This window comes from Cryobacterium tagatosivorans, from assembly GCF_004402215.1.
GTDB lineage: Bacteria > Actinomycetota > Actinomycetes > Actinomycetales > Microbacteriaceae > Cryobacterium > Cryobacterium tagatosivorans.
In genome coordinates this window covers 1-13,923 of the sequence record NZ_SOEZ01000052.1, presented here as the reverse complement: position 1 = coordinate 13,923, position 13,923 = coordinate 1, and the positions used below count along the sequence as shown (strand labels likewise).

The following is a 13,923-nucleotide window of genomic DNA, read 5'->3' as shown; positions in this document are numbered from 1 at the left end:
GCCACCCGCTACGACAAACTTGCCCTGACCTACCGCGGAGGAGTCGTCCTCCGCGCCATCACCATCTGGTTACACGAATTAGGAGACACGCCCTAGGCGCGCGGCAAGCCGACTGCAGCCCCCGACAGCCCGTGCGGCCGCCCCGCCGCCCGCCGTGCGGCCGTTTTCCGGCCCGACTTGACAGCATCCGCTAAGCTGGAATCACTTGCGAGTGCATTGCTGCGCTTGCTGCGTCGTAGAACGCCCTCTTCTTATCGAGGCCTCCCGCATCACCTGCAGGCCCGGCCCGATTTTTCGAATGTCACTTTCTTACGGCGAACGGATGTGCCCTTCGGCACCTTCGCCATGTGATTCCTCCTGATCCCGGCTCGTCGCCATCGCGGCGCGCGGTCCGGGCGAGGACTCTGATGCCCGAAAGGCACCACTTTGTCTGCAACTACATCTTCTTTCAGCACGCTCGGCGTGCCGGCTCCCCTCGTCGCCATCCTGACGAACCAGGGAATCGACAGCCCCTTCCCGATCCAGGTCGACACCCTGCCCGACACCCTCGGCGGACGCGACGTCCTCGGCCGCGGCAAGACCGGCTCCGGCAAGACCCTCGCGTTCTCGCTGCCCATGGTGGCGCGCCTCGGCGGCAAGCTCGCCGGCGGCAAGCGTCGCCCGGGTCGCCCGCTCGGCCTGATCCTCGCCCCGACCCGCGAGCTGGCCACCCAGATCACCGCGGCGCTCACCCCGCTCGCCGAGGCCTACGGCCTCAACACGACGACCATCTTCGGCGGCGTCTCGCAGGGCCGCCAAGTGCAGGCCCTCAAGGCCGGCGTCGACATCGTCGTGGCCTGCCCCGGCCGCCTCGAGGACCTCATGAAGCAGGGCTTCGTGAACCTTGACTCGGTCGAGATCACCGTGCTCGACGAGGCCGACCACATGGCCGACCTCGGCTTCCTGCCCGTCGTCACCCGCATCCTCGACAAGACCCCCAAGGGCGGACAGCGTCTGCTGTTCTCGGCCACGCTGGACAACGGCGTGGACAAGATCGTGCGCCGCTTCCTCAACAACGAGGTGCTCCACTCGGTCGACGAGGCCACCAGCCACGTCTCCGCGATGACCCACCACGTGTTCGAGGTCGACGGTACCGACTCCAAGAAGGCCCTCGTGCAGAAGCTCGCCTCGGGCAGCGGACGCCGCATCCTCTTCATGCGCACCAAGCACCAGGCCAAGAAGCTGGCCAAGTCACTCACCGACTCGGGCATCCCCTCGGTCGACCTGCACGGCAACCTCTCGCAGGTGGCCCGCGACCGGAACCTGGCCGCGTTCAGCGCCGGCACCGTGAAGGTCCTGGTCGCCACGGATGTGGCCGCCCGCGGCGTGCACGTTGACGACATCGAACTCGTCATCCACGTGGACCCGCCCGCCGAGCACAAGGCGTACCTGCACCGCTCGGGCCGCACCGCCCGTGCCGGCAGCGCCGGTGACGTCGTGACGGTTGTGCTCCCCGAGCAGAAGCGCGACACCGACGCCCTGCTGAAGAAGGCCGCCATCAAGGTGACCCCGCAGCGCGTCACCGCCAACTCGCCCGCCGTGGACGCCCTCGTCGGCGACGTCGCCGCGTACGTGAAGCCGGTCCCCCGGGTCGAGCAGCCGCAGGGCCAGTCGCAGGGCGGCCGCTCGCAGGGCGCCAACGCCCAGCGCAAGCGCGTCAACCGCGACGACCGTGACAACGGCCGCGGTGGCCGTGACGCCGGTGGCCGCGGTGGCCGCAGCAACGACGTCGCTCCAGCCGGGAACCGGCACGAGCGCACGGATCGCCCCGCAGCATCCGGCCGCAGCCACGCGCCCCAGGGCAACGGCGGCGGACGCTCGGCACAGGGCTCCGGCCGCACCGGCGGCCTGCAGGTCGGCGGCCTCGTCCGCGGCGGCGGTGGCGCCTCCGGCGCACGCCGCTCGTCCCCGCGCCGCGCACAGGGCTAGGCGCCTCGGCGTCCCAGCACGTCGCACACCGAACGGGTCGGCCTCTCACGAGGCCGGCCCGTTTTTGCGTTACGCGCGGCATCCGCCGGTAAATGCACGCCACGGCGCTCGGCTAGTGTCGGATTATGGACACCACAGTCGTCGTTCGCCCCGCCGAAGAAGCGGATGCAGACAGCCTCGGGCGCGTGCACGCGGCCTGCTGGCACGAAACCTACGATCACCTGCTGAGCGCCGCGGCCCTGTCGCAGCTTCACCCGGAACGCCTGGCCGCAATGTGGCGCCGGTACACGTCGCAGGGGCCGGAGTGCCGCCAGGTCGTGGCCGTCGTCGATGGCGAGATCGTCGGCTTCGCCGGCAGCGGACCCGGCCACGACGCCGACCTGCCGGGGGTGCCCGAACTGTATTTCGTCTACCTGCTCGACGCCTACCACGGCACCGGGATCGGCCAGAAGCTCTTTGACGCGGTCGTCGACCCGGGACCGTCGTCGCTCTGGGTGGCCGCAGACAACTCCCGCGCCCATGGCTTCTACGCCCGCAACGGGTACACGGCCGACGGAGCGGCGAAGGTCGAAGAGGTGCTCGACGAGAAGCTGAGCGAGGTCCGTCTCGTTCGCTAGGGCCTGCCCGCAAGACCGGGGAATTCAATGGATGTGATGGGGGAATGAGCATGGTCGCCGATATTCGTGACGCACGTCCCGAGGATGCCGCCGCGCTCGGCGTCGCGCACGTGCAGTGCTGGCGCGAGAGCTACTCGCACCTGCTCTCCCAGCCGCTGCTGGACAGCATCCGGCCCGAGGACAGGGCCAGTCGCTGGGAGCAGATCATCGCCAGCCCGAGCGACCGGCAGTGGGTCGCCGAGCTGGACGGCGAGATCGTCGGTTTCGCCGGCACCGGGCCCGGCCGAGACGACGACGCCCCGCGCGAGCTCGAACTGTATGCGATCTATGTGCTGACCGCCCACCATGGATCCGGGGCCGGCCAGGACCTGCTCGACGCGTCGATCGGCACGCTGCCGGCGTTCCTGTGGATCGCCACCGACAACCCGCGGGCCGAGGCCTTCTACCGGCGCAACGGTTTCGAGTTCGACGGCACCCAGAAGGTTGCGCCGTTCTTCGGCGAGATGCTGCGCGAATCCCGCATGGTCCGCTAGCTGCGCTCCCCGGGCTGAGTTGCGGAAAAAGTACCTTCCCACGCAAAACGAAGGGTGTTTGTCCGCAACTCAAAGGGGAAACGCCCGCGGGCGCGGCGCGAAGGACTCGCTAGCGCAGCTGGCCGACCGAGGCGAGCGCCGTGCGCAGGAGGGAGCCGCGGCCACCCTCCATCTCCGCCGAGACGGCGTCGGATGCCGCCTCCTCCGGTGACATCCAGGTGAGTTCGAGCGCATCCTGACGCGGGTCGCAGGTGCCGGTGACCGGAACGACGTAGGCGAGCGAGACGGCGTGCTGGCGGTCATCCGTGAAGGCGGTCAGCCCGGGCAGCGGGAAGTACTCGGCCACGGAGAACGGCACCGGGCTGGCCGGCAGCTGCGGGAACGCCATCGGCCCGAGGTCCTTCTCGAGGTGGCGGTAGAGGGCGTCGCGCAGGGTCTCGCCGTACATGACGCGTCCCGAGACGAAGGTCCGCGTCATCTTGCCCTCCGGCGTCGCCCGGAGCAGCACCCCGATTTCCACGACCTGGCCGAGGCCGTCGACCCGCACCGGAACGGCCTCCACGTAGAGAAGCGGCAGCCGGCGGCGGATCTGGCTGAGCTCGGCGTCGCTGAGCCATCCCGGGTTCGTGTTGACCGGCGGACCGTCCTCGGGGCCAGGGGTCCAGTCCGGATCGGGGTCAGGGGTGCGCACGCTCATGTCTTCATTGTGACTCACCCGGGGCCCGGATGCGTGCCCGGCCCCGAAGTCGAGACCGGGCCGCGGCAGTGAAAGGATGTAATCGGTCGACTTCCCGGCGCTCCCGGGCCGGCCGGAACACCCACGACTCCGCAACGAACGCGAGGACCCTGATGGACAACAGCGACCGCATCGAGCCGATCGACACGAACGCCGTGCTCTGGTCGTCCGGCGAACGCGACCGGGCGGGCCGCCCGCTCCTGCTCATCCTGCACGGCTTCGGCTCACACGAGGGCGACCTGTTCTCGCTCGCCCCGCACCTGCCGCTGGAACCGGTGATCGCCGCCCTGCGCGCACCGCTCACCGCGGGAGCGGGCTGGTCCTGGTTTCCCATCGGCCAGCCCGGCGACCCCGGGCCCGAAGCCCTCGATGCGGCCGCAGCGGGCGTGCTGGAGTGGCTCGACGCGCTGCCGGAGCAGCCGGTCTCCATCGGCCTGCTCGGCTTCTCCCAGGGCGGCGCGATGGCCCTGCAGCTGATGCGCCACGCCCCGGAGCGGTTCGCGTTCGCCGTGCAACTCTCGGGTTTCGTCGCCGGCGGCGAGCGCCCCGGCGACGCGCGCCTGGCCGAGCTGCGCCCGCCGGTGTTCTGGGGCCGGGGCACGGCCGACCCGATCATCCCGCAGGCGGCCGTCGACCGCACCCAGGCGTGGCTGCCGGAGCACTCGACGCTCACGGAGCGCATCTACGAGGGCATGGCACACTCGGTGTCGCAGACCGAGCTCGACGAAATCGTCCGGTTCCTGCGCGAGCGGTACGCCGCCCCGGGCGCCTAGCGGCGGTTCTTGCCCTTGGGCTTTTCCTTGACGGGCTTGCCCTCGATCTGGGCGGCCTGGCGGGCGACATGCGCGGCCTTGCGGGCGCGCTCGGCATCCCGGTCCTTGACCCGGATCTGCTCTTCCCGCACCTCGTGCTGGGTGGCCCGCTCGGTGACAAGCCAGGCCGGCGGCTGCTGCAGGAGCGCGCTGATCTCCGCGGTCGTCAGCGGCTCCGTCATCTCGCCGCGGGCGAGGCCGGAAATCGAGACGCCGAGCTTGGCGGCGACGACCTGCTTGGGGTGCGGCCCGTTGGCGCGGAGGTCGACCAGCCAGGCCGGCGGGTTCTCCTCGAGGTCCGCGAGGTCGGTGCGTGAAATGGCGGAATTCTGGAATTCCTCCGGAGCTGCCTCGAGCAGAATCCCGAGCTTCTGGGCCGCCGTGGCGGGCTTCATGGTCTGGGTCTTCTTCTCGGAACTCATCTATCAAGCGTATAGCCTGAGAGGACCGCCGAAATGGCGGAATTGACGCCGCAAGAAAGGACGCCCGTGACCCTGTTCATTGGCTTCGCCGCCGGTGTCACACCGACCAAGTGGACCCGCATCTGGGCAGACCGTCGGCCGGATGTCCCCCTCGAGGTGTTCCGGACCGATCCGGGCGAGCAGGATGCCGTGCTGCGCGACGGCCGCGCCACCGTCAGCCTCGTGCGCCTGCCGATCGACGAGACCGACCTGAGCGTGATCGGGCTGTACAACGAGATCCCCGTGGTCGTCGCGGCCAAGGACCACGCCCTCGGCTCCGCCGAATCCGTGACCGTGGCCGAACTGGCCGACGAGCACCTGCTGCAGGACCCCGACGCCGTGCCGGAGTGGCGGGACATCGCCGCGGAGGTTCGCGACGGCAGCCGCCGCGCCCTGCCGGACATGCAGAACCTGGACGAGGTGATGGAGCAGGTCGCCGCCGGCGTCGGCATCGCCATCCTCCCGCATTCCCTTGCCCGGCTGCACGGCCGCAAGGACGTGATCTCCGTCCCCGTGCTGGGCGTTGCCGAGACCCGGATCGCCCTGGCCTGGCTCACCGCGGCGACCACCGAAGACATCGAGGAGTTCGTCGGAATCGTGCGGGGACGAACGAAGGGCAGCTCACGCGCCGACTCCCCCGCGGCTCACGTCGACGGCGACAAGCCGCCGAAAAAGGCGAAGAAGACCGACAAGGCCAAGGCCGCGGCGAAGGCCGTCAGGGCCGCCGCCGCGCAGGCAAAACCGGCCGCCGCGAAAAAGACGCAGAACGCGCCCGGCCGCACTCGCAACGCACCGAACCCGCGCCGGCGGCGCAGCTGACCGCTGGGTCACCGCGACCTGGGTCACCGCGAGCTGATCGAGGCGAACTTCCTGATGCAGAGCGGCACGAAGACGACGAGCATGACCGAGACGCCGATCAGGACCGTGAGGATCGGATGCTGCATGGTCCAGATGTCCGGAACCGGAGCCGTGCCGACATTGCCGAACAGCTCCCGCGCCGCCTGCACGAGCGAGGACACCGGGTTCCACTCGGCGAAGAGGCGCAACGGGTCGGGCAGGGTGTCGCTCGGGACGAAGGCGTTGGAGATGAAGGTCAGCGGAAACAGGATCAGGAATGAGGCGTTGTTGATGACCTCCGGGGTCTTCACCATCATCCCGAGCAGCGCCATCACCCAGCTGAATGAGTAGCTGAACAGCAGGAGGAGGCCGACCCCGGCCATGAACTCGGGGAAGGACGAATTGACCCGCCAGCCCACGACGAGGCCGGTCAGCATCATGATGACCATCGAGATGGTGTTGAGCACGAGGTCGCTGTTCGTGCGGCCGATCAGGACCGCCGACCCGCTCATCGGCAGGCTGCGGAAGCGGTCGATGATGCCCTCTTTGAGGTCCTGGGCCATGGCCGACCCGGAGAACGTCGAGCCGAAGACGACGGTCTGGGCGAAGATCCCGGCCATCAGGAACTGCGTGTAGTCCGTGCCCTGCACCTGGATGGCGCCGCCGTAGACCTGGCTGAACAGCAGCACGAACATGATCGGCTGGATCACGGCGAAGACGAGCATGTCCGGCGACCGCTTGAGCTTGGTCAGGTTGCGCTTGGTGACGGTCCAGCCGTCGGAGTACCACATGGTCAGTGGGGTCCAGGTGGGCAGGGTTGCGGCGGCGCTCATGTGACCTTCTCCAGTTTCGTGTCAGTGGCGTCGGCGTCGGCCGTCTTGTCGGCGACATGCCCGGTGAGTTTGAGGAAGACGTCGTCGAGGGTGGGCCGGCGCATGCCGGCGTCGTGCAGGCCGATGCCGGCCGCGCCGAGGTCCGCCAGCACGCGCTGGAGCGCCCGGGGGCCGTCGCCGACGGCGACTTCGATCCCGCGTCCGTCGCCGGACACCGTGGGTTCGCCGTCCCCATGCCGGCCCAGGACCTCCCTGGCCGCGGCGGCGTCGCCCGCGTCGATGAGGGCCACCACAACCCGGTGTCCGCCGATCTGTGCCTTGAGCTGGTCGGATGTTCCCTCCGCGATCACGCGGCCGTCGTCGATGACGGCGATGTCGTCGGAGAGCTGGTCCGCCTCCTCCAGGTACTGGGTGGTCAGGAGCACGGTCGTGCCGTCCGTGACCAGCTGCTTGATCACGCCCCAGAGGGCGAGCCTGCTGCGAGGGTCCAGCCCCGTCGTCGGTTCGTCGAGGAAGAGGATCTTCGGGTTGATCACGAGCGCGCCGGCGAGGTCGATCCGCCGGCGCATGCCGTCGGAGAAGCCCTTCACCGGCCGGTTGCCGGCCTCGGTCAGGTCGAAGAGGTCGATCAGCTCGTGGGCGCGGCGCCTCGCCGCGGTCCCGCCGAGGTGGTACAGCCGGCCGACCATCTCGAGGTTCTCGAAGCCGGTGAGGTTCTCGTCGACGGCCGCATACTGGCCGGAGACGCCGATGACGCGGCGCACCGTCTTCGGATCCTCGACGACGTTGATTCCGTCGACTATCGCCCGGCCGGCATCCGGGCGGATCAGGGTCGTCAGCATCTTGACGACGGTGGTCTTGCCGGCGCCGTTCGGACCGAGCAGTGCCTTGACCGTGCCCCGCGGCACGGCGAGGTCGAGGCCGGCGAGCGCGTGCACCGGGCCGCTCTTCGATTTGCATGTTTTGGTCAGGCCGGTGGCCTCGATGATGCTCATGCTGGTGTCCCTGCCTCCGGGCGTTCGTGCGATCCGTCGCGTAATGATCTCAACGCTAATACGGGTGCCGGACAGAGGCTACTAGCGTTCGAGGAACGCCCGTGACGTGGTCACCAGCGCGTGCAGCTCGACGTCCCCGGGCTCCGTGCGCGCGGCGCCGAGGGGCAGCGAGACGGCCAGGTCGCGCGCGAAGACGAGGGTGAGCCGGATCTTGCCAGGCCAGGCCAGGGTGCTCGCCTCGTCGATGGCATTGTGGTCGCAGGACAGGCGCATCGACGTGAGCGAGGAGCGAGGGAGCGCCGTGACCACCGGCTCGGACTCATCGCCGCTGGCCGTGCCCTCGGTTCCCGACACCGTCGCGCGGACGTACAGATTCTGGGTGAAGAGCACCGCGTTGAGGGAGAACGCGCTCCCGTCGAGGGTGTACGAGGCGGAGAGGTAGAGCACGTGGGCGTTCCCGGTCGCAAGGATGAGCGACGACAGCAGGCGTCCGTACCAGTCGGGGACGGCCGCGGAGAAGACGCTTTCGAGTTCGGCTTCCCTGCGCAGTCGCACGTCGAGGTCGCCGACCAGCGACGACTGCTGTTCACTCGAAAGCCCCACGCCAGCCTCCCTCACCTGTGAGGATAGCGCCGAACACCGCAACAGGTCAGGACACGCACGTATTTGCTGGCCTGTCTAGGGGGTGGATCATACCAGTGGGCGCCGATATATTTTTGAGATCAGGCGCGTGTCGCCACACGGAAATGGATCACAAGGAAACGAGGAAACCGCGTCATGAGGATAACCTGCCCGTACTGCCACTCCCAGGCCAACCTCACGCCGAACCCGGCCCACGCCGAACGGATCTCCCTGCCGCTCTACCTGCTCAAGTGCTCCGGCTGTGACCGCACCTCCGTGCGCCGCGACCCGATTCGTCTGCCGCGGATCGCCTTCGGCGGCCACTGACGGTCGGACTGCTCCTACAGCCCCTCGGCGATCGCGGCCGTGGCCCGGAGCCACGCCTCGCGGGTCTGCGGGGCCAGCGCGTCGATGTTCATCGGGCCTCCCGCGACCAGGGACTGGTCGTAGGGGACGTCGAGCACAGTGCGGGTCAGCTGCTGGAAGTGATCGTGCAGGCGGCGTGAGAGCTTGCCGTCCACGCGCTTCGCCGGGGACGCCAGGAGCGTGACCGCCTGGGCCACCTTGTCCGCGTGGCCCTTCTGCCGGAGCCCGTCGAGCAGCGAGGCCGCGCCGTAGCCGGTGTCCTCACGGATCGTCGACACGACGACGAGCTGATCGGCCGTCTCGACGGCCGCTTCCCAGTTGGACGCGCGCATGTTGTTGCCGGTGTCGATGACCAGCACGCGGTAGAAGCGGCTGAGCGTGGAGTGCAGTTTGCGGAAGGCCACATCGTCGATGCTGGCCGCGCCGGCCGGGTCCTGGTCCGAGGCGAGCGCGTCGAACCGGGAGTCCCCCTGGTTGCGCACATACCGGTCCACGTCGGCCACGCTCACCGTGCGGTCGCCGTCCAGCCGGTCAAGATCGCGAAGCAGATCCACGGCGGTGTTCGTGTGCCCGGCCGCCTGCGCCCGAACCCCGAGCGTCCCCATCGTCTCGTTATTGTCCCAGGCGAGGGTATAGCCGCCCCGGTGGATGCCGAAGGTCGCCGCGATCAGCAGGGTCGCCGTGGTCTTGTGGGCGCCGCCCTTGGGGTTCAGCACGACGATCGTGCGGGGGCCGTTGAGGCTGCGCTGCACCGCCGCCACCGCGGCGCGGTGGGTCACCTCGATCCGGCTCGGCGACGGAGAGACGCGCCCGCCGGTCATCCGGCTCACCGTCCCCTGCCAGCCGCGCTCCGCGGGGCCGACGGCTTCCTTGGGCCGGGAGTTGAGGAAGTCGACGAGATCGGGCGGAGTGCTGGCGCCGGACTTCGGCAGTGACACGGGCGGCATATGCCTCTCCGTTGGCTTGGTGAGGGGAGCCGTGGCGGCGGGGGCCGCCACGGGGGCGGCGGTGACCGCCTCGAGGAGAGAGAGGATCGGGTCGGCGGCCGGTTCGGGCGTTTGCGTTTGCGCCGGCGCGGGCGTCGCTTCAGGCGTCGGCGTCGGCTTCGGCTTGGGTTCAGGCGCAGGCGTCGGCGTCGGCTCCGGCTCCGGCTCAGGGAGCGCGTCCGCGACCGTTGGGCGGCGCTCGGAGGCGGGAATGAAGTCCCCGTCCGATTCGACGCGACCGTCCGGGTAGACGATCAGGGGCGACTGGCCCTGGGAGTCTTCGGCCACGAGCCGTACGGGCCCGCCCGACCTGATCGCCGCGCTCGTGACGCGAGCGATGATTTCCTCGCGGACGCCGGCTTCGTCTGGCGCGGCCACCAGCTGGCGGACTCCGTCGATCGTGACCTCGCCGGTGGAGTCATCGCCCACGAAGGCGCTGAAGCTGGGGAGGAGTGGTGCGTGCTGTGTCATGGTGCTCTCTTCTCCTGTCCCGGGCCGTGCTCCTGCAGTTTACGGCCAGACCGCCGCCGTTCCGGTATCGCGGCCTTGCACCGCACGGACGGCGGCCGCGAAAAACCGCGCCCGGCTAACCCATTCCGGGGATCTGCAGCCAGCCGGCCGAGGTCAGCACGACGACCGTGTTCACGACGAGCGCGCTGATGACCAGGGCCGGCGCCCCCTTGCGTCCGCGCCCCGGCAGGAGCAGCAGCAGGAGCAGGACGGCCTCGAGGACCAGGGCGAAGAAGAAGGTGGTGAACGGCGCCGGCAGGGCGGTGAACGCCGAGACCAGCATGAGGGCCGCGACGGCGACCTCCGCGATGGCAAGGATCGAGTTGGTGCGCGAACCGCGCAGCCGGATGATTCCGTCCGCGAGCGCGAGGCCCGCCGCCAGGACTGTGACGATGACGAGCCAGGAGAGCGTGATCATGCTTCTGCTTTCGAATGAGGTGCTGGTGGGCGCCGAACGCGGCACCGACCCCCAAGGCTACCGGCCGTCAGGAAAAGGCCGAGATTCCGGTGACGGCCCGGCCGACGAGGAGCGCGTTGATCTCGTAGCTGCCCTCGTAGGAGTAGATCGCCTCGGCGTCGGCGAAGATCTTGGCCATTTCGAAGTCGGTGCTGATGCCATTGCCGCCGAGGATCCCCCGGCCCAGGGCGACCGTTTCACGCATGAGCGAGGTGCAGGATGCCTTCGCGAGCGCGGCCTGGTCCATGCTCAGGGTGCCGGATGCCTGGAGCCGGGCCAGCTGGATCATCAGCGACAGCGACAGGGTGGCGTTGCCGATCATCCGGGTGAGTTGTTCCTGGATCAGCTGGAACGAGGCGATCGGCTTGCCGAACTGGCTGCGCTCGAGGGCGTAGGCGCGCGCGACGTCGAAGGCCGCGAGCTGCTGGCCGACCGACTGCCAGGCCACCCAGACGCGGGAGTTCCGCAGCAGCTGGTTCGTGTCCCGGAAGCTGCGGGTTCCCGGGAGCCAGTTCTCGAGGGGGATCCGCACGTCCCGGAGGGTCAGGTCCGCGTTTTGGACAATGCGCACGGCGATCTTATTGTCGATCGTCGACGCGGAGAAGCCGGCCCGGCCCTTCTCGACGATGAATCCCTTAATCTGCTGGTCGGCCGTGTCCCTGGCCCAGACGAGCACGTAGTCGGCCATCGCGCCGTTGCCGATCCAGCGTTTCTGCCCGTTGAGCACCCACTCGTCGCCGTCGCGGGTCGCGGTGGTCTGCATGTCCCGGGAGATGTCGGATCCGTGTCCGGGTTCGGTCAGGGCGAAGGCGCCGATGGTCTTAAGCGCGAGGAGGCCGGGCAGGAGCCGGGCTCGCTGGTCATCCGAGCCGAGTGTTTCGATCGCGGTCGCGAACAACTCGTGGTGCACGCCGAAGAAGGTCGAGATCGAGGTGTCCGCCCGCGCGAGTTCCATCTGGAGGAGCCCGGACAGGAGCGGGCTCGTGCCCCCGTCGCCGGTGCCGCTGAGGTTCTGGCTCGCCAGCTTCGGCAGGATCGCGAAGGGGAATTCCGCGCGGTTCCAGTACTCCACCGCGATCGGGCGCACCTCGGCCTGGAAGAATGCGCGGGCCGCGGCGAGCCGCCGGTTTTCGGCATCCGAGAGGAGCTGATCGATGAAGAGCAGGTCGGCATCCGGGTAGGGCGGCTGGGCCTGGCCGGTCGGGGTGGCCGGCGCGGCCGGGTTCTCTGCCGTGATCGTCACTGTGTGCCTCGCGTTCGTTCGCATCGTCAATGATACGATTTCGAGTACGAGCGTACACCGGAATTCACAAGACGGAGTCCGCCCGCCAACCAGACGAGAGCGAGACGATCGTGAGAGCCACCCCCCTCGGCAGCCCGCGGCGCCGCTGGTCGGCCCGGCAGGACGAGCTCTTCGGCCAGCTCGTGGAACTGTTCCTCCGCGAGGGCTTCTCGGAGATCACCCTCGGCGAGGCGGCGAATCGGCTGCGCTGTTCGAAGACGACGATCTACTCGCTGGCGAGCAGCCGCGAACAGCTGGTCCGCACGGCGGTCGTGCACTTCTTCAAGGGCGCCGCGGACCGGGTCGAGCAGAAGCTGTCGGCCTCGGACGATCCGGCCGATCGGATCGCCGTCTACCTGAGAGCCGTCGGCGACGAGCTCCGCCCGGCATCCGCCGCCTTCGTCGACGATGTCGCGGCCTTCCCGCCGGCGAACGAGATCTATGAACGCAACACCCAGATCGCCGCGGACCGGGTGCGGGAGCTCATCTCCGCGGGGGTCGAACACGGTTCGTTCCGCCCGGTTCCGGCCGCGTTCATCGCCGAGGCGGTGACGGCCGTCATGGTGCGCATCCAGCAGCGCCAAATCGCCGAGAGCACGGGCCTCACCGACGCCGAGGCGTACGACGAACTGGCCACCCTGATCGTGCAGGGCATCCGACTCCCCTGAGCCCGGCCCGCTGACTGGGCGTGTCACGTTTCAGTTGCGGACATACACCCTTCGTTCTGCGGGGGAAGGTACTTTTTCCGCAATTCAACCCGCCCGTCGTCAGCCGTGGGCGGCGACGTACTCGACGAGTCCCTTCACCGTCGAGACCTGCGTGTAGTCGCGCTCGGGGACGTCCACTCCGGTCGCCTGCGAAATCGTCTCGATCAGCCGCAGGAAGTCGAGCGAGTCGAGTTCGAGGTCCTGCCGCAGCCGGGCGGCCTCCTCGAGGTCATCCGTGTCGACATCCGGCGCCACCTGGCCGATCGCGGCGTGCACGGCCGCCCGGGCATCCTGCTCGTTCATAGTTCCTCCGGTCTCTGCAGCAGCTCGTCAACCCGAGCCAGGAACCTTCCGCCGCGCAAGCCGTCGCTCACCCGGTGGTCGGCGGACAGGGTGGCGGTGACCGCCGGTCGCACTCCGATCAGGCCGTTCTGCGCCCAGGGTTGCTCGACCACCCGCCCGAAGCCGACCAGCGCGACCTGCGGGGGGTAGATGACGCCGAAGACGCTCTCGACCCCGAGGTCGCCGAGGTTGGTGACGGTGATGGTCGGGTCGGCCATCTCCGCGCGCTGCAGCCGCCCGGCGCGGGCGCGGGCGACCAGGTCGCGCAGGCGCTCCATCAGCACGTCAAGCGACAGGGTGTCCGCGTTGTGGATCGACGGCGCGACCAGTCCGCCCTGCCGCAGCGCCACCGCCACGCCGAGGTGCACCGCGTCGCTGGGGTGGTATGCATCGTCGGTGAAGAACCCGTTGACCTCCGGCACGTCCCGGGCCGCCAGCGCGGATGCCTTCAGCAGCAGCGCCGCGGGGACGAGCCGGGACGCGATGGGCCGGCCGGTGTTGGCCGATTCCATCCAGTCGAGGGCGGCACGCAGGTCGAGGGTCGTGCTGAGGTAGTAGTGCGGGATCTCCTTCTTCGACCGGGACATCAGCGACCCGATGGCGCGGCGCAGGCTCGCGGACCGCTCAGCGGCCTCGGCCGGTGTCGGGCGCGCTGTCTCCTTCTCCGGGACGGCGGCCCGCGCTGCGGCCGGCGGTGCCGGGACTTCTGCTGCCGGGAGCGGCAGCGGTGCGGCCGCGGTTGCGGCGCGCTGCACGTCGGCCTCGGTGATCGCACCGTCGGGGCCCGTCCCCGGCACGGCGGCCAGGTCGACACCGAGCTCGGCGGCCACCCGCCGGGCACGCGGCGAGGAGCGGACCCG

17 protein-coding genes are annotated in these 13,923 nt (G+C 69.5%); 7 read left to right on the top strand and 10 right to left on the bottom strand.

The annotated features are described in order from the left end of the window. The first annotated feature begins 426 nt into the window (after positions 1-426). From E3O23_RS10380 to E3O23_RS10370, 3 genes are all read left to right on the top strand, one after another. Positions 427-1,968, top strand: coding sequence for a DEAD/DEAH box helicase (locus tag E3O23_RS10380; RefSeq protein ID WP_134490760.1), 1,542 nt, complete (start codon positions 427-429; stop codon positions 1,966-1,968). Between the two features lie 125 nt (positions 1,969-2,093). Continuing rightward, entirely contained in the window at positions 2,094-2,585 is a 492-nt protein-coding gene (locus tag E3O23_RS10375) for a GNAT family N-acetyltransferase (protein ID WP_134490758.1), read from the top strand. Positions 2,586-2,629: 44 nt separating this feature from the next. Beyond that, positions 2,630-3,118: a GNAT family N-acetyltransferase gene (locus tag E3O23_RS10370; protein WP_134490756.1), complete on the top strand. Its 489-nt coding sequence runs from the start codon at positions 2,630-2,632 to the stop codon at positions 3,116-3,118. Between the two features lie 109 nt (positions 3,119-3,227). Here E3O23_RS10370 and E3O23_RS10365 read toward each other — a convergent pair whose 3' ends face one another. After that, complete coding sequence (locus E3O23_RS10365) at positions 3,228-3,815, bottom strand: NUDIX hydrolase family protein (protein WP_134490754.1); 588 nt, start codon at positions 3,813-3,815, stop codon at positions 3,228-3,230. A 152-nt stretch (positions 3,816-3,967) separates the two neighbouring features. Between E3O23_RS10365 and E3O23_RS10360 the strand changes: the two genes are divergently transcribed. After that, positions 3,968-4,627, top strand: a complete 660-nt coding sequence (locus tag E3O23_RS10360) for an alpha/beta hydrolase (RefSeq protein WP_134490752.1) — start codon at positions 3,968-3,970, stop codon at positions 4,625-4,627. Here E3O23_RS10360 and E3O23_RS10355 read toward each other — a convergent pair. Further along, on the bottom strand, positions 4,624-5,088 hold the full coding sequence (locus E3O23_RS10355; RefSeq protein WP_166790485.1) for a DUF5997 family protein: 465 nt from the start codon (positions 5,086-5,088) through the stop codon (positions 4,624-4,626). The genes E3O23_RS10360 and E3O23_RS10355 overlap by 4 nt on opposite strands. A gap of 66 nt (positions 5,089-5,154) precedes the next feature. Here E3O23_RS10355 and E3O23_RS10350 point away from each other — a divergent pair, with 66 nt between their 5' ends. Further along, the gene (locus E3O23_RS10350; protein ID WP_166790484.1) at positions 5,155-5,946 is read left to right on the top strand and encodes a LysR substrate-binding domain-containing protein; all 792 of its coding nucleotides are present in this window, start codon (positions 5,155-5,157) and stop codon (positions 5,944-5,946) included. A gap of 23 nt (positions 5,947-5,969) precedes the next feature. On the opposite strand, the gene E3O23_RS10345 is transcribed toward E3O23_RS10350, so the two are convergent. From E3O23_RS10345 to E3O23_RS10335, 3 genes are all read right to left on the bottom strand, one after another. Beyond that, positions 5,970-6,797 (bottom strand): ABC transporter permease, encoded by an 828-nt coding sequence (locus E3O23_RS10345; protein WP_134490748.1) that lies wholly within the window; start codon positions 6,795-6,797, stop codon positions 5,970-5,972. After that, on the bottom strand, positions 6,794-7,792 hold the full coding sequence (locus E3O23_RS10340) for an ATP-binding cassette domain-containing protein (RefSeq protein WP_134490746.1): 999 nt from the start codon (positions 7,790-7,792) through the stop codon (positions 6,794-6,796). Before E3O23_RS10340 ends, E3O23_RS10345 begins: the two co-directional genes overlap by 4 nt. 81 nt (positions 7,793-7,873) lie before the next feature. Continuing rightward, complete coding sequence (locus E3O23_RS10335) at positions 7,874-8,395, bottom strand: hypothetical protein (protein ID WP_134490744.1); 522 nt, start codon at positions 8,393-8,395, stop codon at positions 7,874-7,876. Between the two features lie 174 nt (positions 8,396-8,569). Between E3O23_RS10335 and E3O23_RS18150 the strand changes: the two genes are divergently transcribed. After that, the gene (locus E3O23_RS18150; protein WP_166790483.1) at positions 8,570-8,740 is read left to right on the top strand and encodes a hypothetical protein; all 171 of its coding nucleotides are present in this window, start codon (positions 8,570-8,572) and stop codon (positions 8,738-8,740) included. A gap of 14 nt (positions 8,741-8,754) precedes the next feature. On the opposite strand, the gene E3O23_RS10330 is transcribed toward E3O23_RS18150, so the two are convergent. The 3 genes from E3O23_RS10330 to E3O23_RS10320 form a co-directional block, all read right to left on the bottom strand. Continuing rightward, positions 8,755-10,236, bottom strand: coding sequence for a MinD/ParA family ATP-binding protein (locus E3O23_RS10330; RefSeq protein WP_134490742.1), 1,482 nt, complete (start codon positions 10,234-10,236; stop codon positions 8,755-8,757). Positions 10,237-10,351: 115 nt separating this feature from the next. Further along, positions 10,352-10,693 carry a hypothetical protein gene (locus E3O23_RS10325; protein ID WP_134490740.1) on the bottom strand — a complete coding sequence of 114 codons (342 nt, stop codon included), beginning with the start codon at positions 10,691-10,693 and terminating at the stop codon, positions 10,352-10,354. A gap of 67 nt (positions 10,694-10,760) precedes the next feature. Then, a complete protein-coding gene (locus tag E3O23_RS10320) occupies positions 10,761-11,975 on the bottom strand; it encodes an acyl-CoA dehydrogenase family protein (protein WP_241983428.1) in 1,215 nt (404 codons plus the stop codon). A 110-nt stretch (positions 11,976-12,085) separates the two neighbouring features. Between E3O23_RS10320 and E3O23_RS10315 the strand changes: the two genes are divergently transcribed. Continuing rightward, positions 12,086-12,682 (top strand): TetR/AcrR family transcriptional regulator, encoded by a 597-nt coding sequence (locus tag E3O23_RS10315; RefSeq protein WP_134490736.1) that lies wholly within the window; start codon positions 12,086-12,088, stop codon positions 12,680-12,682. Between the two features lie 99 nt (positions 12,683-12,781). On the opposite strand, the gene E3O23_RS10310 is transcribed toward E3O23_RS10315, so the two are convergent. Both E3O23_RS10310 and E3O23_RS10305 read right to left on the bottom strand, forming a co-directional pair. Next, positions 12,782-13,024 (bottom strand): acyl carrier protein, encoded by a 243-nt coding sequence (locus E3O23_RS10310; protein ID WP_134490734.1) that lies wholly within the window; start codon positions 13,022-13,024, stop codon positions 12,782-12,784. After that, on the bottom strand, positions 13,021-13,923 hold a 903-nt coding region (locus E3O23_RS10305), incomplete at its 5' end, for a dihydrolipoamide acetyltransferase family protein (protein ID WP_134490732.1). The genes E3O23_RS10305 and E3O23_RS10310, both read right to left, overlap by 4 nt.